This is a genomic window from Amycolatopsis sp. WAC 04169 (assembly GCF_003947535.1).
Lineage (GTDB): Bacteria > Actinomycetota > Actinomycetes > Mycobacteriales > Pseudonocardiaceae > Amycolatopsis > Amycolatopsis keratiniphila.
In genome coordinates this window covers 1-19,513 of sequence record NZ_QHJI01000003.1, presented here as the reverse complement: position 1 = coordinate 19,513, position 19,513 = coordinate 1, and the positions used below count along the sequence as shown (strand labels likewise).

The 19,513-nt window shown below is 69.2% G+C and carries 21 protein-coding genes; 13 read left to right on the top strand and 8 right to left on the bottom strand.

What is annotated here, in order from left to right; translation table 11 throughout:
• The first annotated feature begins 80 nt into the window (after window positions 1–80).
• Both DMC61_RS08225 and DMC61_RS08220 read left to right on the top strand, forming a co-directional pair.
• Complete coding sequence (locus DMC61_RS08225) at window positions 81–1,232, top strand: acyl-CoA dehydrogenase family protein (RefSeq protein ID WP_043848699.1); 1,152 nt, start codon at window positions 81–83, stop codon at window positions 1,230–1,232.
• Window positions 1,233–1,258: 26 nt separating this feature from the next.
• Window positions 1,259–2,407 (top strand): CaiB/BaiF CoA-transferase family protein, encoded by a 1,149-nt coding sequence (locus DMC61_RS08220; RefSeq protein WP_063275096.1) that lies wholly within the window; start codon window positions 1,259–1,261, stop codon window positions 2,405–2,407.
• A 260-nt stretch (window positions 2,408–2,667) separates the two neighbouring features.
• On the opposite strand, the gene DMC61_RS08215 is transcribed toward DMC61_RS08220, so the two are convergent.
• The gene (locus tag DMC61_RS08215; RefSeq protein WP_125688171.1) at window positions 2,668–3,192 is read right to left on the bottom strand and encodes a GNAT family N-acetyltransferase; all 525 of its coding nucleotides are present in this window, start codon (window positions 3,190–3,192) and stop codon (window positions 2,668–2,670) included.
• Between the two features lie 10 nt (window positions 3,193–3,202).
• Window positions 3,203–3,988, bottom strand: a complete 786-nt coding sequence (locus DMC61_RS08210) for a crotonase/enoyl-CoA hydratase family protein (RefSeq protein WP_125688169.1) — start codon at window positions 3,986–3,988, stop codon at window positions 3,203–3,205.
• A gap of 133 nt (window positions 3,989–4,121) precedes the next feature.
• On the opposite strand from DMC61_RS08210, the gene DMC61_RS41375 reads away from it, so the two are divergent.
• From DMC61_RS41375 to DMC61_RS08190, 5 genes are all read left to right on the top strand, one after another.
• Window positions 4,122–4,277 carry a hypothetical protein gene (locus tag DMC61_RS41375; protein ID WP_162182762.1) on the top strand — a complete coding sequence of 52 codons (156 nt, stop codon included), beginning with the start codon at window positions 4,122–4,124 and terminating at the stop codon, window positions 4,275–4,277.
• 354 nt (window positions 4,278–4,631) lie between these two features.
• A complete protein-coding gene (locus tag DMC61_RS08205) occupies window positions 4,632–5,114 on the top strand; it encodes a hypothetical protein (protein WP_016332819.1) in 483 nt (160 codons plus the stop codon).
• A gap of 131 nt (window positions 5,115–5,245) precedes the next feature.
• On the top strand, window positions 5,246–6,130 hold the full coding sequence (locus DMC61_RS08200; RefSeq protein WP_016332820.1) for a lytic transglycosylase domain-containing protein: 885 nt from the start codon (window positions 5,246–5,248) through the stop codon (window positions 6,128–6,130).
• Window positions 6,131–6,224: 94 nt separating this feature from the next.
• Window positions 6,225–6,593, top strand: coding sequence for a hypothetical protein (locus DMC61_RS08195; RefSeq protein ID WP_125688167.1), 369 nt, complete (start codon window positions 6,225–6,227; stop codon window positions 6,591–6,593).
• A 22-nt stretch (window positions 6,594–6,615) separates the two neighbouring features.
• A complete protein-coding gene (locus DMC61_RS08190) occupies window positions 6,616–6,969 on the top strand; it encodes a DUF3817 domain-containing protein (RefSeq protein ID WP_016332822.1) in 354 nt (117 codons plus the stop codon).
• Here DMC61_RS08190 and DMC61_RS08185 read toward each other — a convergent pair.
• Complete coding sequence (locus DMC61_RS08185; RefSeq protein WP_125688166.1) at window positions 6,966–8,387, bottom strand: MFS transporter; 1,422 nt, start codon at window positions 8,385–8,387, stop codon at window positions 6,966–6,968. The genes DMC61_RS08190 and DMC61_RS08185 overlap by 4 nt on opposite strands.
• 137 nt (window positions 8,388–8,524) lie before the next feature.
• Here DMC61_RS08185 and DMC61_RS08180 point away from each other — a divergent pair, with 137 nt between their 5' ends.
• Entirely contained in the window at window positions 8,525–9,094 is a 570-nt protein-coding gene (locus tag DMC61_RS08180; RefSeq protein ID WP_063271422.1) for a TetR/AcrR family transcriptional regulator, read from the top strand.
• Between the two features lie 53 nt (window positions 9,095–9,147).
• Here the strand turns inward: DMC61_RS08180 and DMC61_RS08175 are convergent, their stop codons facing one another.
• Window positions 9,148–10,722, bottom strand: coding sequence for a cation acetate symporter (locus tag DMC61_RS08175; RefSeq protein ID WP_125688164.1), 1,575 nt, complete (start codon window positions 10,720–10,722; stop codon window positions 9,148–9,150).
• Window positions 10,719–11,144: a DUF485 domain-containing protein gene (locus DMC61_RS08170; RefSeq protein WP_125688162.1), complete on the bottom strand. Its 426-nt coding sequence runs from the start codon at window positions 11,142–11,144 to the stop codon at window positions 10,719–10,721. Before DMC61_RS08170 ends, DMC61_RS08175 begins: the two co-directional genes overlap by 4 nt.
• A gap of 978 nt (window positions 11,145–12,122) precedes the next feature.
• Here DMC61_RS08170 and DMC61_RS08165 point away from each other — a divergent pair.
• The 4 genes from DMC61_RS08165 to DMC61_RS08150 are packed head-to-tail and all read left to right on the top strand — an operon-like array spanning window position 12,123 to window position 17,325.
• A complete protein-coding gene (locus tag DMC61_RS08165) occupies window positions 12,123–15,530 on the top strand; it encodes a nitrate- and nitrite sensing domain-containing protein (protein WP_125688449.1) in 3,408 nt (1,135 codons plus the stop codon).
• Entirely contained in the window at window positions 15,527–15,979 is a 453-nt protein-coding gene (locus DMC61_RS08160; RefSeq protein WP_005166055.1) for a roadblock/LC7 domain-containing protein, read from the top strand. Before DMC61_RS08165 ends, DMC61_RS08160 begins: the two co-directional genes overlap by 4 nt.
• Before the next feature lie 7 nt (window positions 15,980–15,986).
• Window positions 15,987–16,733 (top strand): DUF742 domain-containing protein, encoded by a 747-nt coding sequence (locus DMC61_RS41370; RefSeq protein ID WP_199749937.1) that lies wholly within the window; start codon window positions 15,987–15,989, stop codon window positions 16,731–16,733.
• A 28-nt stretch (window positions 16,734–16,761) separates the two neighbouring features.
• Window positions 16,762–17,325 carry an ATP/GTP-binding protein gene (locus DMC61_RS08150; RefSeq protein WP_007033694.1) on the top strand — a complete coding sequence of 188 codons (564 nt, stop codon included), beginning with the start codon at window positions 16,762–16,764 and terminating at the stop codon, window positions 17,323–17,325.
• A 37-nt stretch (window positions 17,326–17,362) separates the two neighbouring features.
• On the opposite strand, the gene DMC61_RS08145 is transcribed toward DMC61_RS08150, so the two are convergent.
• From DMC61_RS08145 to DMC61_RS08135, 3 genes are all read right to left on the bottom strand, one after another.
• A complete protein-coding gene (locus tag DMC61_RS08145; RefSeq protein ID WP_125688160.1) occupies window positions 17,363–17,920 on the bottom strand; it encodes a dihydrofolate reductase family protein in 558 nt (185 codons plus the stop codon).
• A 110-nt stretch (window positions 17,921–18,030) separates the two neighbouring features.
• Complete coding sequence (locus DMC61_RS08140; protein WP_125688158.1) at window positions 18,031–18,684, bottom strand: DUF899 domain-containing protein; 654 nt, start codon at window positions 18,682–18,684, stop codon at window positions 18,031–18,033.
• A complete protein-coding gene (locus DMC61_RS08135) occupies window positions 18,677–19,015 on the bottom strand; it encodes a helix-turn-helix transcriptional regulator (RefSeq protein ID WP_125688156.1) in 339 nt (112 codons plus the stop codon). The genes DMC61_RS08140 and DMC61_RS08135 overlap by 8 nt, the downstream gene beginning before the upstream one ends.
• A 135-nt stretch (window positions 19,016–19,150) precedes the next feature.
• Between DMC61_RS08135 and DMC61_RS08130 the strand changes: the two genes are divergently transcribed.
• The coding region (locus DMC61_RS08130; RefSeq protein ID WP_199749936.1) for a cobalamin-dependent protein at window positions 19,151–19,513 on the top strand (363 nt) is incomplete at its 3' end.

Below are 19,513 nucleotides of genomic sequence, written 5' to 3'. Positions count from 1 at the left end.
GCTCGGTACGGATGTACATTCCGCATGGAACTTACATCCTAAGCGTCATGTTTTCCAGGTCCGATCAGGAGGCGTTGGCCGTGCCCTTGCAGATCCAGAAGAGTTCGTGGAGCACGACGGAGCTCGAAGACCTCCGGGACCTCGCCCGGACCTTCTGCCAGAAGGAACTCGCGCCGAACCAGGAGCGCTGGGCGGCCGAGAAGAAGGTCGACCGCGAGCTGTGGACGAAGGCGGGCGAGGTCGGCCTGCTGGCACTGTCCATCCCGGAGGAGTACGGCGGTGGCGGCGGCACGTTCGCCCACGAGGCCGTGCTCTACGAGGAGCAGGCCCGGTCCGGTGACAGCGCGTGGGGCGTGACCGTCCACAATGGAATCGTCGCGCACTACATCCTGGAGTACGCGAACGAAGAGCAGAAGAAGGCGTGGCTGCCGAAGTTCGCCTCCGGCGAGATGGTCGGCGCGGTCGCGATGACCGAACCCGGCACGGGTTCGGACCTGCAGAGCATCAAGACCCGCGCGGTGCGCGACGGCGACCACTACGTGATCAACGGCGCGAAGACGTTCATCACCAACGGTTTCCACGCCGATCTCGTCGTCGTCGCGGTGAAGACCGACCCGGACGCGGGCGCGCAGGGTGTCTCGCTGATCGCCGTCGAGACCGACACGCCGGGCTTCAGCCGCGGCCGTGTCCTCGACAAGATCGGCCTCAAGGGCCAGGACACCGCGGAGCTGAACTTCGACGACGTCCGCGTCCCCGCCGCCAACCTCCTCGGCGCGCAGGAAGGTCTCGGCTTCATCCAGCTCATGCAGCAGCTGCCGCAGGAACGGCTGATCATCGCCGTCACCGCGGTCGCCGGGATGGAGGCCGCGATCGACCAGACCATCGCCTACACCAAGGACCGCCAGGCCTTCGGCCGCCCGGTCTACAACTTCCAGAACACCAAGTTCAAGCTCGCCGAGGCCGCGACCGAGGCCGCGGTGTCCCGCGCCTTCCTCGACCAGTGCATCGAACGGCATCTGCGCAAGGAACTCGACGTGCAGGGCGCGGCGATGGCGAAGCTGTGGACCACCGAACGGGTCAACAAGGTCGTCGACGACTGCCTGCAGCTCTTCGGCGGCTATGGCTACATGACCGAGTACCCGATCGCGCGCGCGTGGGCCGACATCCGGATCTCCCGGATCTTCGGCGGCACCAGCGAGATCATGAAGGAAATCATCTCCCGCACGCTGTAGAAACCGTTGGCGTAGGAAGGAAAGACGTGGCGAAGAAGGCCGGCCCGCTGAGCGGGCTCAAGGTCGTCGAACTGGCCGGGCTCGCCCCGGCGCCGTTCGCCTGCACGATCCTCGCCGATCTCGGCGCGGAGGTCGTCCGGATCGACCGGGCGACACCGGGCAACGACGTCATCGGGTTCCCGAACGATCCGCTCGCCCGGGGCAGGCGGTCGATCGGGATCAACACCAAGACCCCCGAGGGGGTCGAGCTGGTGCTGAAACTCGCCGACGACGCCGACGTGCTCATCGAGGGTTTCCGTCCCGGTGTCGCCGAGCGGATGGGCATCGGGCCGGAACAGGTCCACGCCCGCAACCCGCGGCTGGTCTACGGCCGGATGACCGGCTACGGCCAGGACGGCCCGCTGGCGACCGTCGCCGGGCACGACATCAACTACATCGGCATCTCCGGCGCGCTCGAACCGATCGGGCACGCCGGGCAGCGGCCGGTGGTGCCGCTCAACCTCGTCGGCGATTTCGGCGGCGGTGGCCTCCTGCTCGCGATGGGTGTGCTCGCGGCGTTGTTCGAACGCCAGACGTCCGGCAAGGGGCAGGTGGTCGACGCGTCCATGGTGGACGGTGCGGCGCTGCTGACCACCAGCCTGCACGGACTGCTGGACTCCGGGCTGTGGTCCGGCGGGCGCGGCGAGAACATGCTCGACGGCGGCGCGCCGTTCTACGACACCTACGAGACCTCCGATGGCAAATACGTCGCCATCGGCGCGATCGAGATGCGGTTCTGGGGCGATCTGGTGAAGGTCCTCGGGCTCGACCCCGAGGAGACGCCGGTCCACGTCGACAAGAACGAGTGGCCGAAGCTGCGCAAGATCGTCGCCGAGGCCGTCGCGAAGCACACTCGCGACGAGCTGGTGGCGAAGGCCGAGGGCACCGACGCGTGCCTGACGGCGGTGCTCTCCCCGAAGGAGGCGCCGTCGCATCCGCACAACGTCGCGCGCAAGACGTTCGTCGACGTCGGGGGCATGCTGCAGCCCGCTCCGGCGCCGCGGTTCGACCGCACGCCGGCCGAGACGCCGGAACCGCCGCGCCCCAAGGGCGGCGACACCGCCGAGGTCCTCGCCGAACTCGGCGTGGACGCCGACGGGATCGAACGGCTCCGGGCCGCGGGCACCATCGCGTGACCTGAAAGCTCCCTTCACCGCGGCCGATGCGGCGAAGGGAGCCTTCAGCCCGTCCGGCGCCGACACACGCGTGATTGAGGCCGTAACTCACGTGACTGAGGCCGGAACTCGCGTGATCAGAGGCGGAACACCGAGTGCGGCATCCAGTCACGCGAGTTACGTGCCCGATCACGCGAGTTACGTGTCTGATCACGCGAGTCACGGGCTTCGGACCAGTAGGTACAAAGGGCACAGTTGGCTCTAGCCTGAATCGGCCCGCTTCAGTCCGCGTCGAGATCGGACCGCAGCATTGAGTAGAGGACGTGGTCGCGCCAGGCCCCGTCCCGGAACCCGTAGCCGCGCAGCACACCCTCCCGGGTGAAGCCCGCCTTCGCCAGGGAGCGCTGCTCGGCGACGTTGCCGGCCTCGGTCGACGCCTCGACCCGGTTCATCTGCGTGTGCGCGAAGAGATAGCGGACCAGCAGCCGCTGCGCCTCGGTCCCGTAGCCGTGGCCGCGTGCCTCGGGGATGAGCACGAGCCCGGCGTTCCAGCAGTACGACGTCGAGCCGGTCCTGGTCTTGTGCCACGAGACGAACCCGAGCCGCTGCCCGCCGAGGTCGATCATCAGCATCCCGTTGTCCGCCGCGAGCATGCCGGTCTCGGACCAGCGGCGGCGCAGGAAATGCGGATCGTGCCAGCCGTGCCACTCGAACGGGCCCGCGGCCCGTGGATCGTTCGTGAGCGCTTCGAGCATCGGCAGGTCGGCTTCGGACACCGGTCTGAGCGCGACTCCGGTTTCTGTCATCCGACAGACCCTAGGGTCGAGGGCCGTCGAAACTGCCGTGACGCCCCGCGCCGTCACTGAATCGGCTGGCGCCCGCGACAGCCTCCTCGGCGAGCCCGCCGCCGATCAGCGCGTTCGAGAACTCCGCCCGCATCGCCTCGTCTTCGGTGAGCCCGTACTGGCCGTACGCGGACTTGCGATCCGCGCGCAGGCACGCCTGGGGGAACGCGGCGAGTTCGCGCGCCAGCGCTTGCGCGGCCGCCAAGGCCTCGCCGTCCGGCACGACCCGGTTCGCAAGCCCGATGGCGAGCGCCTCGTCGGCGTCGACCGGCCTGCCGGTGAGGATCAGGTCCATCGCCCGCGAGTGGCCGATCAGCCGGGGGAGGCGCACCGTACCCCCATCGATGAGCGGCACGCCCCAGCGGCGGCAGAAGACGCCGAAGACGACCGTCGTGTCGGCGACCCGCAGGTCGCACCACAGCGCCAGCTCCAGCCCGCCCGCGACGGCGTGCCCGCGGACCGCGGCGATCACCGGCTTCGACAGGGCCATGCGCGTCGGGCCCATCGGCCCGTCACCCGCCGGGCTGAGCGCGTTGGTGCGGTCGGTCCCGACGGCCTTCAGATCGGCTCCGGCGCAGAAGGCGTCACCCGAACCGGTGAGGACGGCGACCGCGGCCTCCTCGTCCGTGTCGAACGCGCGGAACGCGTCCGCCAGCGCGGCCGCGGTCGGCCCGTCCACCGCGTTGCGGGACGCGGGACGGTTCAGCGTGATCGTCGTCACCGGCCCTTCCCGGTGGACGAGAACGTTTTCGCTCATCGATCGCTCCCTCAGGCGGATACGGGTGGGCAACGGGGCCCGATTCTCCTTAAAGTGGTGACAAAGTCCGCAGTGCGCGCGGAGTCATCGTCTGGACACTACGGTGTGATGGGATGGAGCCATGTCGCCCGGCTTGAAGAAATTCGTTGTGATCGCCGTCGTCGCGCTCGTGCTCTTCTTTCTGATCAGCAGGCCGACGCAATCCGCCGATGCCGTCCACACCGCGCTCGGCTGGCTCCGGTCCGGTGCCGAAGCCATCGTGACCTTCGTCCGGAGCCTCTTCTCCTGACCCCTCGTCCGGGTGATCACCGGCGTCCTCGGCGACGCCGGTGATCACCGTGCGCAGCCACCTGCGGTTATCACTCAGCGTCACCCGTCTCGGATTTCGGTCGGACGACTCGACCATCCGGGTGGATTGCCCCCGAAAACCCGCTGGTCGACGAATTCGTGCCCTGGAAGCTCTGGCGGAAGAGACCTCCGCGCCCCTACGGTGCTCACATTGCGTGATCGGTTGGTCCTCCAGGCGCCGGAGCCGGCCTCCTGGGCGAGGAGTTTTCGCAGGTGCAAGCCCCAGGGCAGCGGGAACTTCCAGCCGGGCAAGTAAGTCAGGACTTGTCAGTCGGGGAATCATGAGGAGGCAGGGATGACCGGAGATCCCGGAGTCGATGCGTTGATCCGGCAGTGGGCGGCCGAGCGTGAGCAGACCCCCGAGGAGCAGGAGGCCGACCGCATCGCGTCGGCGTGGCTGGCCGACGTGCCAAGGCAGGCTCCCGGAATCCCCGGCCAGCGTCAGCAGTCCGGCCAGGCGCGCTGGGCGCCGGTCGAGGCCGCCGACCCCGGCTACCTCGACGCCATGAGCCGCCGTCTCCCGGAGGTCCCGCAGGAGCTGCTCGTCGCGGCCGCCGGCTGGTGGCAGATGGTGGGCGGCGTCGCCGAGGCCGAAGCCTGGTGGGACGCCGGGATCAGCCCGCTCGACCAGCGCGCGCTCGACTACCGCGCGGCCGGGCTCGCCCCGTCCGACCTGAGCCGTCGTCTCGGCCCGATGACCGTTTTGCAGCACCTCCGCCGCGGCAGTGCCCCGGCCTGGTGCGTCGCGCGGCTGGCGAGGCAGCAGAAGTCCGCCTGATGAGAACTTCTCGCACGCGCGGGTGAACCGGCGTGGCAAGGGCGATCTCGGCTACCGCGTAACGCTAACCTGCGCGGGCTCGTTGTTCGAGCATCGGTCGTGATCGCCGCCCACGCTGGAGGACCCGCTTCGTGCGCACCACCCCGGAAAACGACGAGCTCGTCGACGACCCGGCCACGCCCGCTCCGCCACGCCGCGGGGTGGGCGCCGCCGTACTCGGCAGGCTGGTGATCGTGCTGGCCGTGCTCGGCCTCGCCGGGGGCGGGATCTGGCTGGTGACTAAGGCGTCCGCCCCGGTCGCGAGCCCCACGACGATGGAGATCCCCGCGCTGCAGGTCAAGGCGGCGGACGTCAAACCCGGTTCGGTCGCCCCGGTGAACGCCACCCTCGCGGGTGGTGCGACCCAGCAGACCTCGCCGCAGCAGGCGCAGCCGAAGCCGGGCAAGGACCCGCTGACCGCCTGGACCGAGCGGGCCGCGCAGGCCACCGGCATCCCGGCCAGGGCACTGCTCGCCTACGGCAACGCCGAACTGGCGATGCGGCAGATGCAGCCGAACTGCAAGATCTCGTGGGCGACCCTGGCGGGCATCGGCCGGATCGAGTCGAACCACGGCCAGTACGGCGGCGCCGTCCTCGGCCAGGACGGACGGCCGTCGAAGCCGATCATCGGCGTCCCGCTCGACGGATCGCCCGGGGTGAAGGCGATCGGCGACACCGACGGCGGCCAGTTCGACGGCGACGCGTCCGTCGACCGGGCGGTCGGCCCGATGCAGTTCATCCCCAGCACCTGGCGCCGGTACGCCGCCGACGGCAACCGCGACGGCCTCGGCGACCCGCAGCAGATCGACGACGCGACGCTGGCGGCGGCGCGCTATCTGTGCGTGAACAACCGCGACATGTCGGCCGCCTCGGGGTGGTGGCAGGGGATCCTGTCGTACAACAACTCGACCGAGTACGCGCAGAAGGTCTTCGGGCTGGCGGACGGCTACGCGAAGTCCGTGGCCGCCGCCAAGTGACCCCGACGCGGGACGCGTAGGAGCGGCCGGGACCAAGGTCCCGAACGCCCAGGTCGGCGACGATTCGCCGCGCACCCAGTGCTAGCGTCGATGTGTGTCCGCTTCGTCCGTCATCCTGCGCCGTCTCGGCATCGCCGGCGTCTGCCTGGTGAGCCTGGCGCTGTGCTGCGGGCTCGCCTGGTGGCAGTGGGAGCGGTTCTCCTCGGCCAGCGGGACGTTCCAGAACCTCGGCTACGTCCTGCAGTGGCCGTTGTTCGGGCTGTTCCCCGCGTTCATGTTCTGGCGGATCCGCAAGCTCCGCCGCCGCGCCGCCGAGGCCGACGCCCAGGAGACGGTGGCCGAGACCGCCGTGCCCGAGGTGCCCGCGCCCCGGCGGCGTGCCCCGGTGCCGCCGCCCCCCGAGGACGACGAGCTCGCCGCGTACAACAGGTACCTGCGCGAACTCAACGCCCGCGACAAGTAAGTCCCCAGAGAGGTTCGACCCTATGACCACCCGAACTGACGACGCCGCCCCGGCCCGCCCGGTCTCGCTGGGCGGACCGCTGATCCGGTTCCGCGTCGCGGCGTACGCCACCGGTGTGGCCCTGCTCGGGCTGGTCGTCGAGATGCTGCTGCAGTACGTCTTCCGCGTGGAGCTTCCCCAGTTCGTGAAGCTGATCCCCATGGTCCACGGCGGGCTCTACCTGATCTACCTGCTGCTCGCGGTCGACCTCGCGATCAAGGCCCGCTGGTCGATGAAGGGCACCCTGCTCGTGCTGATCGCCGGCTGCATCCCGTTCTTCTCGTTCGTGATGGAGCGCAAGGTCACGCACAAGGTCCAGGCGGGCGCGAAGCTCTAAGCCCGGCGCCGGAAGGTCAGCGCCACCAGGAAGGACAGCGCCGTCACCACGGCCGCGGCGGTGAAGGCCGCGGTCATCCCGTCGACGGTGGTCTCGGCCGGGCTTCCGGACGGCGTGCGGGTCACCGCGCCGAACACGGTGATCAGGATCGCCAGTCCCAACGTGCCCCCGACCTGCTGCAACGTCTGCAACGCGCCGCCCGCGGCCCCCGCGTCGCCGGTGGGCACGGTCGCCATGATGATCACGCTGAGCGGGGAGAACGCCATCCCCGCGCCCACGCCCATCAGCAGCATCGGCCCGAGCAGATGCGAGAAGTAGCCGCTGTCCGTGGTGAGCGTGGTCAGCCAGGCGACCCCGCCGGTCATCAGCGCGGTGCCGGTGAGCGCGAGCGGTTTCGGCCCGAACCGGGGGAGCAGCTTCGGGATCAGCCTGCTCAGCAGGAACATGCAGACCGCCATCGGCAGGAACGCGAAACCGGTCTCCAGCGCGGCGAAACCCGCGATGTCCTGCAGGAACTGGGTCAGGAAGAAGAACATCGACATCATCGCCATCGGCCCGAGGAAGAAGTTGACGTAGGCCGCGGCCCGGTCTCGTTCGGCGAACAGGCGCAACGGGATCAACGGCTCGCTCACCCTGGTCTCGATGGTGAGGAACGCGGCCAGCAAGGCGAGCCCGGCGGCGAGGCTGCCGAGGGTGATCGTGTCGCCCCAGCCGTGCGACGCGGCGTGGGTGAAGGCGAACACGAGCGAGCCGACACCGAGGGTGCCGGAGAACGCGCCGGGGAGGTCGAGCCGGGCGCGCCGCCGGGGAGGATCGGCCACGTACCGCGTGGCGAGCAGGACGATCGCGAGCCCGAACGGGACGTTGATGTACAGCGCCGCGCGCCACGAGATCCATTCGGTCAGCAGCCCGCCGAGCAGCAGGCCGATCGCGAAACCGCTGCTGGACATCGCCGAGAACAACGCCAGCGCGCGCACCCGCGCCTTGGCATCGGTGAACGTGCTGGTGATCAGCGCCAGCGTGCTCGGCCCGGCGAGCGCGGCGCCGACGCCCTGCGCGACCCGGGCGGCGATCAGCAGTTCCGCCGACCCGGCGAGACCGCCGAGCAGGGAGGCGGCGGTGAACACGGCCGCGCCGGCGACGAACGTCCGGCGGCGGCCGAACAGGTCGCCCGCCCGGCCGCCGAGCAGCAGCAGACCGCCGAAGACCAGGCTGTACGCCGTCATCACCCAGGACAGGCCGGTGTCGGTGAAGCCCAGTTCGGACTGGATGCGGGGGAGCGCGACGTTCATCACCGTCGCGTCGAGGATGAGCATGAGCTGGCAGGTCAGGATGATCGGGAGGACCAGCCGGTGCGGAGTTGGTGGGGACCCGGCCGTCTCCGGCCTAGGCTCGGCACGCAGGGTTCGCTCGGTCAAGGAATACTCCAAAGACGTAACGAGATGAAGCGGAGAGACTCTCCACTTGAGGTCGTGAGCGATGATATGGAGACAGTCTCCGCTTACGCAAGTGAATTCGGAGAGCTTCTCCGTTTTCGTCGCCCGAGGAGGTGCAGATGGTCACGGCCGATCCGGCCCGCCCCATGCGTGCGGACGCGCGGCGCAACTACGAGCGCATCGTGGCCGTGGCGAAGGAGGCGTTCACCGCCGATGGCATCGACGTGCCCGCCGACGACATCGCCAAACGCGCCGGGGTCGGCGCGGGCACGTTGTACCGCCACTTCCCGACCCGCGACAAGCTGATCGAGGCCGTCTACCGCGACGAGATCGACGGGCTGGCACAGCAGGCGTACGACCTCCTCGACGAGCTGCCGCCGGGGAAGGCGCTCGAGACGTGGCTGGCCACGCACGTCATCTACGTGGTCGAGAAGCACGGGCTCGCGATGACGCTGAAGGCGTCGGTCGACGCCGGCTCCGAGGTCTTCGCCTGGTGCCAGGCACGGTTGCGGGCCGCGGCCGACACGATCGTGAAGGCGGCGCAGGACGAGGGAGTGCTCCGGGCCGACGTCGCCGGTGTCGACATCCTGCGACTCGGGCACGGGCTGGGGTCGGCGGCGAGCAAGGCTTCGGAGGAGGACACGAAGCGGCTGCTCACGATCGTGCTGGACGGCCTCCGGATGCAATGAACGGTCCGTTCCTTGCAAAATTTGCAAGGAACGGACCGTTCATGGCGCGTGCGTCAGGAGCCGATCCCGGTGAGGGACCGCACCTCCATCTCCGCGTGCTTGACCGGATCGGCCTTCGACCGGCCGACGAACGTGCCCACGAACCCGCAGAGGAACGAGAACGGGATCGACACCAGGCCCGGATTCTTCAGCGGGAACCAGTGGAAGTCGACGCCGGAGATGATCGAGTCCGCGGAGCCGGACATCACCGGCGAGAAGAACACGAGCACCAGGCTGGCGATCAGCCCGCCGTAGATGCCCCACAGGGTCCCGGTGGTGTTGAAGCGTTTCCAGAACAGCGAGTACAGCAGCGTCGAGAGGTTCGCCGACGCCGCGACGGCGAATGCCAGCGCCACCAGGAACGCGATGTTCTGCCCGTTCGCCAGGATGCCGCCGATGATCGCGAGCGCCCCGACGGCGACCGCGGTCAGCCGCGCGACGCGGACCTCCGCGGCCGGTTCCGCCTTGCCGCGCTTGAAGATGTTGGCGTAGACGTCGTGGGCGAAGGAGGCCGAGGCGGTGATCGTCAGCCCGGCGACGACGGCGAGGATGGTCGCGAACGCCACCGCCGACACGATGCCGAGCAGCAGGGTGCCGCCGATGTTCAGCGCGAGCAGCGGCGCCGCCGAGTTCTCCCCGCCGGGCGCGTTCTTGATCGCCTCCGGGCCGACCAGCGCGGCCGCGCCGAAGCCGATGACCAGGGTGCAGAGGTAGAAGATCGTCATGCACGCGGTCGCCCACACCACCGAGCGCCGCGCCTCGCGCGAGTTCGGCACCGTGTAGAAGCGCATCAGCACGTGCGGGAGCGCGGCGGCGCCCAGTACCAGCGCCAGCGCCAGTGAGACGAAGTCGAGCTTCGTGACCTCGCTCTTGCCGTAGGAGCCGCCCGGCTCCAGCAGTTCGTCGCCGAGCGGGCTGTTGTCGGCGGCGGCCGAGAGCAGGTTCGAGAAGCTGAACCCGAACTTGCCGAACAGGAACACGGTGATCAGCGCGCCGGTCAGCAGCAGGATGGTCGCCTTGATGATCTGCACCCACGTGGTGCCCTTCATCCCGCCGACCAGCACGTACAGCACCATGACGACACCGACCACGCCGATCACGAGCGCCTGGCCGATCCCGCCGTGGATGTCCAGCAGCAGCGCCACCAGCCCGCCGGCGCCCGCCATCTGCGCGAGCATGTAGAAGAAGGAGATCACCAGGGTCGACGTCGCGGCCGCGGCGCGGACCGGGCGCTGCTTCATCCGGAAGCTCAGCACGTCGCCCATGGTGAAGCGGCCGGTGTTGCGCAGCAGTTCCGCGATCAGCAGCAGGTCGACCATCCACGCGACGAGGAACCCGATCGAGTACAGGAAGCCGTCGTAGCCGTGGATCGCGATCGCCCCGGCGATGCCGAGGAACGACGCCGCCGAGAGGAAGTCACCCGACAGGGCGATGCCGTTCTGGCGTCCGGTGAAGGCGCTTCCCGCCGCGTAGTAGTCCGAAGTGGACGAGTTCCGCGTGCTGACGCGGTACACCACGTACAGGGTGATGGCGACGAACAGCGCGAAGACCGCGATGTTCAGCACCGGGTCGTTGTCGGGGATGCTCATCGCTCACCCGCCCGGACGGAGGCGCGCAACGCCTCGACCTTCGGGTCGAGCCGCTTGTTCGCGAACTTCAGGTAGGCGATCGTGATCAGGATCGTGCTGGCGAACTGGCCGAGCCCGAGCAGCATGCCGACGTTGACCTCGCCCCACACCTTCCGGCTCATGAAGTCGTGCGCGTAGGCCGCCAGCAGCACGAACGTCATGTACCAGGTGAAGAAGAGCAGGCTCATCGGGAACACGAAGCGGCGGAAGGTCTTGCGCAGCGCGACGAACTCCTTGCCGTGCTGGATCCGGTCGAAGTCCGGGCCGGTGGCGCGCGGCGGCGGCGGGGGAGTGGGCCGGCGCTCGCGGACGAACAGCGCGGGCATCTGCCCGGTGTCCTCCAGGGCGTTGCTCGCCGCGTAGGGACGCGCGACGTCGGGCATGGGTTCCTCCGGGGCTTGCATCCGTGGCGCGGTACGGGGAGCGCACATACTAACTACGGCTTCACCCGCTCTGAATAGGCGACCCCGGTTCCGCGAAGGCGTGAGGCGGTATTCCGTTTTACCTCGTATTAGTGTTTCGGAAAATCGTTTCGGCCGGAATGAACCGGCTTTCTCACTCGTCATAGTGAGCGGGGTTGTCACGCGCGGTCGTCGCCCGAACGGCCCACTGCGGCAAACGATGGACGATGACCACGCTCTGTCGCTCAAATTGGTGACAGATCGTAGTTTCGCTACCCGTGGGCGCCGGGTTTCGATACCGTGCCGCCATCCCGGACCGGGGAAGATCCCCCGCTTCACGGGGCTGTCTCGAAAGAAATCACCATGTCGGGCGACATCGAACCGGCTTGGGCGGCAAGGCCACAACATCGGGCACATATTTGAGCTTGACCCACCCGTTGGGGGCACGGAAAGTAGTTCGACCGGGCGACGCGGCTACCGTACGTAGGCTGATCGGGTGATTAGGACACCCTGTGCATCCGCGCAACCCGTAACCGGAATTCCCTCGTTTGTGACGCACGGGCGGTTTTCCGGCCTCGCGGATCGTTCGGAAGCACACTTTTCGCTGGTCAGCACCCGTGTACTGAACGGAATTGACGGCACCCGGATTGGTGTACGATTCTTTGGCCCGGCCGACCCGCAGTGATCGATTGGCAAAGAAAAGTTGATCTCGACGACCATGCACTTCGCAGGTTGCGACCTGCACGTGCAGGTGCAAGACCTCCCGAAGCGGACCGGTGTTCCTGGGGACACAGAGAACACCAGGATCGCCGGACGGGGTCCCTCACGTCGCGATCGATCACGTGGTCAGGCCGGGGTCGAGTTCCCCGCAGGCAGGTACCTCGCGGGAACGGACGCCTCAGACCGTGCCAGGACGCCGGACAGGGAGTCACCTACGTGACCGTTGCAGGAGAAGGCCAAGTGCCGGTCGGGGAGCTGCTGGGACGCACTCCCCGGCCATCTCGGTGGGCCACCGGCTGGCGCACGCTCGTGCGCTGGCGGGACTGGAGCCTGCCGGTGAAGCTGTCGGCCGTGACGCTGGTGCCGATCCTCATCGCGCTGGCACTGGGCATCGCCACCATCGCCGGCCAGGTCGGCCGTTCCGACGGCTACCAGCGGCTCGACCGTCTCGTCGCGCTGAGCGGGCATATCCGCACGCTCGCCGACGGCCTCGGCCGCGAACGCACCCAGTCCGCCGCCGGGCTGACCGCCGGCACCGTCGGCGGGACCCTGGAGCTCGGCTCGGCCCGCGCCGACGTCGACACCGCCATCCCCCTCTACGGTGCCGCCGCGTCGCGGGCGGTGGAGAACGAGCCGTCGCTCCGCCAGGCGCGTGAAGCGGCGGCCGCCCAGCTCGACCGGCTGCCCGACATCCGGCAGCGGGCGTCCTCCGGCCAGCTCGACCCCGTCCAGGCGATCGGCGAGTACACCGAGGTGACCACCGCGCTGCTCGCCCTCGACACCGCGCTGGCCGCCGGTGCCGGCCAGGACGACCTCGGCGGCACCCCGACGGCGCTGCACGACCTCGCGATGATGAAGGAACAGCTGTCGCTGAGCCAGGCGCTGGTCTCCTTCGGCATCGCGCGGTCGAGCCTCGCGCCGAGCGAGCTCGACCAGCTGCGCACCGCCGAACTCCGGCTGACCGACCGGCTCACCGACTTCCGCGCCGCCGCGTCGGAACAGCAGCGCCGGGAATTCAGCGCCGCCGTCACCGACCAGGCGATGGAAAACCGTGACAGGCTGGCGAAAACCGCGCTCGGCGAGCAGGGAACCCCGTCGGCGCAAGCGTTCCGCACGTTGTCCGCGCAGGGCTGGACCGACGCGTCGACCGCGGTGATCGGCAAGGTCGGCGAGGTCGCGAACAAATTCGGCGCCGAGACGAGCGCGGTGTCGGCCGAACTGGTCGACGACGCCAGCAGCGGCGCGGGTCTGCTCGCGGTCCTGCTGTTCGGCGCGATGGTGCTCGCCGTCGCCGTCGTCTTCCTCATCACCCGTCAGCTGCTGCGTTCGCTGAAGGTGTTGCGCGCCAGCGCCCTCGACGTCGCCGAGAAGCAGCTGCCCGACGCGGTCCGCAACATCCAGGAGGGCCGTTCGCAGGGCACCGACGTGCGGCCGGTGCCGGTCGGCAGCGACGACGAGATCGGCGAGGTCGCCAGGGCCTTCGACAAGGTGCACCACCAGGCACTGCGCCTGGCCACCGAGCAGGCCTCGATGCGCACCGGCTACAGCAACGTGTTCGTGAACCTCTCCCGCCGCAGCCAGAGCCTCGTGCAGCGGCAGCTGCAGCTGATCGAGCGGCTGGAGCGCGACGAGGAGGACGCCGACCAGCTGGCCACGCTGTTCCAGCTGGACCACCTCGCCACCCGCATGCGCCGCAACAACGAGAACCTGATGGTCCTCTCCGGCGCCGAGCCGGGCAGGCGCTCCGGTCAGCCCGTCTCCGCCACCGACGTGGTGCGCGCGGCGGTATCCGAAATCGAGCAGTACCAACGGGTCACCGTGCAGAACCCGCCGCCGGTGCGGCTGGTCGGGTACGCGGCCAACGACCTGATGCGCCTGATCGCCGAACTGCTGGACAACGCCACGGCGTTCTCCGCGCCGGAGACCCAGGTGACCGTCGCGACCAGGCTCGTCGAAGACGGCTCGTTCGGCATCGACATCCTCGACAAGGGCATCGGCATGAACGAGGCCGAGGTCGCCGAGGCCAACGCCCGGCTCACCGAAGCCCCCAACGTCGACCTCACCACTTCGCGCCGGATGGGCCTGTTCGTCGTCGGACGGCTGGCCAGCAGGCACCGCATCGGTGTCTCGCTGCACGGCGGCAAGGACATCGTCGGTGTGCGCGCCACCGTCTCGGTCCCGGCGGATCTGGTGATGGTCCCGCCCGGGGGAGACCCCGGCCCCGCGACCGGCCCGATCACCCAGCGGCTCGCGCCGTTGCCGCCGCAGCAGCCGGGTGGCCTGCCCCGCCGCCAGCGGCCCGCGAACGGTGCACGCCCGGCGATGCCGAGCGTCCCGTCGCAGGGCGGCGAGCGGTGGCCGTCGGCGGGCGATCTGGCCGGGCACACCAAATCCGGGGTGAACGGGCACAGCCACCCGCAGGAGGCGCGGCCGCCGTCCGATCTGGAGATCTCGGGAACGGCGCTGTTCAGCCCGATCCCCAAGGACGAGACGACGCCGCCCGCGCCGGAGCCCCGCCGTCCCGAACCGGAACCCGCCGCCGAGCCCGAGCCGGTCGCCAAGGAAGCGGACAAGCCCGCCCCGGCGGACGGCGATCTGCCCAGTGGCAAGGAACTGTTCGAGGCCAAGAACAACACCACGCTGAGCGAGTGGTGGAACCAGGCGGCCACCCCGGCCCCGGCGCCTGCCGCACCGGCGGCGCCCAAATCGGAGACGACGCCGATCTTCGACGAGATGCTCTCGGCGTGGTTCCGTTCGCCCGCGCCGGCCCCGGAAAAGGCCGCGGCCGAACCCGCGGCCAAGAAGGAGAAGCCGGGCGCGAAGGAGCCCGAAGCGGAGAAGGCGGCCGAGGCCGCGCCTACCGCCGAACAGGAAGCCCGCAACTGGGACTTCGCCAGTGACAAGGCCTTCCGCACGGTGCAGGAGGTCTCCCAGAACGCCCCGTCGACGTTCACCCAGGCCGGATTGCCGCGTCGCCGCAAGGGCGAGCAGCTTCTGCCGGGCAGCGCGGCGTCCTCGATCCCGGCCGCGGAACCCGCCGCCAAAGCGGAACTGCCGGTCCGCGACCCCGCGAACGTGCGCGGCAGGCTGAGCAGCTTCCAGCAGGGCGTCAAACGAGGCCGCAAGGAAGCCGCGGACAAGGCGGCGCCGGCCGCCGAGGCGGCGACCGCCAAGCCGGACACGAAGCCCGAGCCCGCGAAGGCGCCCGAGCCGTCGAAGGCACCGGAAGCGGCGAAGGCGGCCGAGCCCGCGAAGACGCCGGAGACGGCCGAGTGTCCGGCGGCCCCGCCCGCCGCGTTGCCCAGCCGGAAACCGCAGGCAGCGAGCCCGGAACCGGAGCCGGTCGCCGCCACCGAGCGGACGGACGCCTGGAACTTCGGCTCCGACGAGGGCTGGAAAGCCGCCCAAGCGGTGTCCCAGTCCGTGCCCTCGCGGATGACTTCGGCAGGATTACCCAGGCGCCGTCGCGGGGAGCAACTGCTCCCGGGCAGCGCGGGACCGCCCTCCGGGGCGGTCACCCCCCGACCACAGCGAGACGCGCACGACGTGCGCGGTCGCCTGAGCAGTTTCCAGCAGGGCATCCAGCGCGGACGGCACCACACAGCCCAGGCGACCGAAGCCAACCACGAAACCCTGGAGGGTGAATGACCTCGCCGAACCCGGCCCAGCCCCAGCAGAACCAGTTCGGGTGGCTGGTGAACGACTTCGCCGAGCGGGTACCCGGAGTGGCGCACGCCGTGGTCGTGTCGGCGGACGGCCTCCTGCTCACGGCGTCCAGCAGGCTTCCGCTGGACCGCGCCGATCAGCTGGCCGCCGTCGCGTCCGGCCTGGTGAGCCTGACCCAGGGCGCCGCGCGCTGCTTCGAGGCGGGCGCGGTCAACGAGACCGTCGTCGAGATGGAACTCGGCATCATGGTGCTGATGTCCATCAGCGACGGCTCCTGCCTGGCCATCCTCGCCGCGCCCAACTGCGACATCGGACAGGTCGCCTACGAGATGACGATGCTCGTCGATCGCGTCGGCCAGATCCTCACTCCGGAACTCCGCGCACAATTGCAGGGCGCCGGTGGGTCGCTGATCGGCGAACCGGTGGGATGATGTCCCGATGAGCACCGGATCCGGATCCTTCGGCGAACCGCCGGGGACGGGTGAACACCAGCCTCCGCACGCGGGGGCTGTCAATCCTGCCGGTTCACGGGACGACGGCACGTTCGCCGACGTCCTGAACGGCTTCACCTTGGATTCGGGTCGTGGTCGTCGGAAGCGCAAGAAGAGCAAGCAGTCAGAGGATTCCCAGGTGGGCGGGGCACACGCCACCGGGGATCCGGCAGTCCCGCAGCCGACCGATCAAGGAGACCGCGTGACCTCACTTGCCTCTCCACCCGACAGCGGCGCAGGTGCCGTCGGGCCGAGACCAGGTGGTCTTTTCGACCCGGGCCCGCCCAGCGGCGAGTTCATCATGCCCGCCGTCTTCGAGCAGTCGCCGTCACCGCTCGAAGAGACGGCGATCGTCCGCCCCTATGCCCTCACCGGGGGCCGGACCAAGGCGAACTACGCTCTCGAGCTGGAGACCCTCATCTCCACCAAGGACCATGTCGCGGCGGGTAGCCTCCCCGCGGTGGCCGCGGACCAGATCGAGTGCATCTCGATCATCGAGGAGTGCCGCACCCCGCGTTCGGTCGCCGAGATCGCGGCGACCCTGCGTGTACCACTGGGTGTGGCACGCGTGCTGATCAGCGACGCGGCGGACGCGGGGCTGGTCAGCGTGCACAAGACGATTTCGGGCAATGACGGCGCCGAGGCACATCTGGTGTTGATGGAAAGGGTTTTGAGTGGACTCCGTCGGCTTTAAGGCACCGCGGGAAACCGCGCCCCCGACCATGACATCCGCGAAGATCGTCGTGGCGGGTGGCTTCGGTGCGGGTAAGACGACCTTCGTCGGTTCGGTGTCGGAGATCGTCCCGCTCACCACCGAGGCGATGATGACGGACGCCAGTCGGGGGATCGACAACCTCGACCAGACGCCCAACAAATCGACCACCACGGTCGCGATGGACTTCGGCCGGGTCTCCCTGGACGCGGACCTGATCCTCTACCTGTTCGGCACGCCCGGGCAGCAGCGGTTCTGGTTCATGTGGGACGACCTCGTCCGCGGCGCGATCGGCGCCGTGGTGCTGGCCGACACGCGACGGCTGGCCGACTCGTTCGCGCCGATCGACTTCTTCGAGGACCGGGGCCTGCCCTACATCGTCGGGGTGAACACCTTCGACGGCATCCTCGAGCACGACATCAACGACGTGCGTGAAGCGCTGTCCATCGACCCCAACATCCCGATCGTCCGCTGTGACGCGCGGGAGCGGGAGTCGACGAAGCAGACGCTGATCACGCTGGTCGAGTACGCGATGCGGCAGTGGATCGCGTTGCGGGCGAGCAACGCGAGGTGATCCTGACGGCGGCAGCGTAGGGGCTGCCGCCCAGGTTTCACGCCTTTTCGTAGGTCAGCAGTACCGCGCGCCCGTCCATCGTCCGGGTGCCGGTGAGCCGCAGGTCCGTGCGCACGCCGCCCCCGAACACCTGCTTCCCGCCGCCGAGCACCACCGGGTGCACGACCACGTGGGCCTCGTCGATCAGGCCGCGGTCCGACATCGCCGTGGCGAGTCCGGCCCCGCCCATCAGCAGCAGATCCTTGCCGGGCTTGCTTTTGAGCTCGGTGACCTGTTCGGTGAGGTCACCGCCGATCACCTCGGTGTTCCAGTCGGCCTTGTCCAGCGTCCGGGAGAACACGATCTTCGGCGTCTCGCGCCAGATCGGGGCGTACTCCAGGTCGTGCGGGTGGTCCGAGATCGTCTCGGCCTCCGGCCAGTACGACGACATCATCTCCCAGACGCGCCGCCCGTAGACGAGGGTGTCGGCGCGGTCGGTGAGTTCCTGCGAGTGGGCGGACAGCTGCGGGCCCATGTCGGCCCAGTCGAACTCGCCGCCGGGGCCTTCGATGCGGCCGTCGAGCGAGGTGTGGACGGCGTAGACGAGCTTGCGCATGGCTTGATCCCTTCGGTGTGGCGCCCGCCTTCCGGGCGCCGGACACCGAGGGGTCGGAGCGGCCGAGGAGTTCTCGACATGCCCCCGACACATTCAGAGGACTAAATGCGTCAGTACTCGTCGTGGCGCTTCCACCAGTACCCGGGGCCGTCGGTCCCGCGGCCGCCTTCCTCCCAAGCCTCCTGCCGTCCGAGCGGCGTCAGGTCCAGGTAGCGCAGCGTCCCCACCAGCTGATCCCCGCCGCGACCGGTGGTGAAGTAGGTCCGGAACACGTCGTCGCCGTCGCGCAGGAAGACGCTGACGCCGAACCCGCCGTCGACACCGCAGTCCCGGTTGAAGTCGCCGAGGGTCGAGACCCAGGGCACGGTCCAGCCCATGCGCTCCTTGTACCGCTCGATCTCGGGCAGCGTCGCCGGCGCGACGACGTAGAGCGTGGTGTCGCGGGCGTGCAGATGGGCGGGGTGGCCGATGTTGTCCACGAGCATCGAGCAGCCGGGGCAGCCCGCCTTCTGCCCGGGCGCGAGCATGAAGTGGTAGACGATCAGCTGACGTCGTCCCTCGAAGAGGTCCAGCAGGGTCATCTTGCCCTGGGGGCCTTCGAATTCGTATCCGGAGTCGAAGCGGACCATCGGCAGCCGTCGCCGTTCGGCGGCGATCGCGTCCGCGGCGCGGGTGAGTTCCTTTTCCTTCACCAGCAACGCGTCTCGGGCGATCTGCCACTCGTCGTGCGAAACGACCGCGGGCAGGGTGGTGGTCTCAGACATCGTTTTCGCCTTTCTGAAGTTCGGCCAGGTGTTCTTCCATGCGGTCGAAACCGCCTTCCCAGAAGCGCCGGTAGCGCTCGACCCACTCGGAGACGTCGCCGAGCGGTCCGGCCTCCAGCCGGCAGGGCCGCCATTGCGCCGTCCGGCTCCGGCTGATCAAGCCCGCGCGCTCGAGCACCTTGAGGTGTTTCGAGATGGCCTGGAGGCTGACCGGAAAGGGTTCGGCCAGCTCGTTGACGCTGGCCTCGCCGGTGGCGAGCCGGGCGAGGATCGCCCGCCGGGTGGGGTCCGCCAAGGCGGCGAACGTGGCGCTGAGCTGATCAGTGGTCATCGCTGCTCAATCAATCGGTTGTTTAACCCTTAGGTTGAATATACTGGTGCGAGTCGATCTGTCAAGGACGAGTGAGAGCGCCGTCACGCGAGTGGATGGGTTTAAAACAGTAGGAAGTCCTAGTATTTTGAAGGGATGAGCAGCGACCTGCACCGCCCGGTGAACCCCGTTCGTTTCGTGACGGCGTCGAGCCTCTTCGACGGGCACGACGCGTCCATCAACATCATGCGGCGGATCCTGCAGTCGCAGGGCGCGGAGGTCGTGCACCTCGGGCACAACCGGTCGGTCGACGAGGTCGCCACCGCGGCCATCGCCGAGGACGTCCAGGGGGTGGCCATCAGTGCCTATCAGGGTGGGCACGTCGAGTACTTCAGCTACCTGGTCGAGCTGCTCAACGAGCGCGGCGCGGGGCATATCAAGGTGTTCGGCGGCGGTGGCGGCGTCATCGTCCGCGAGGAGATCGACCTGCTGCACTCGCGGGGTGTGGTTTTTTTTTTC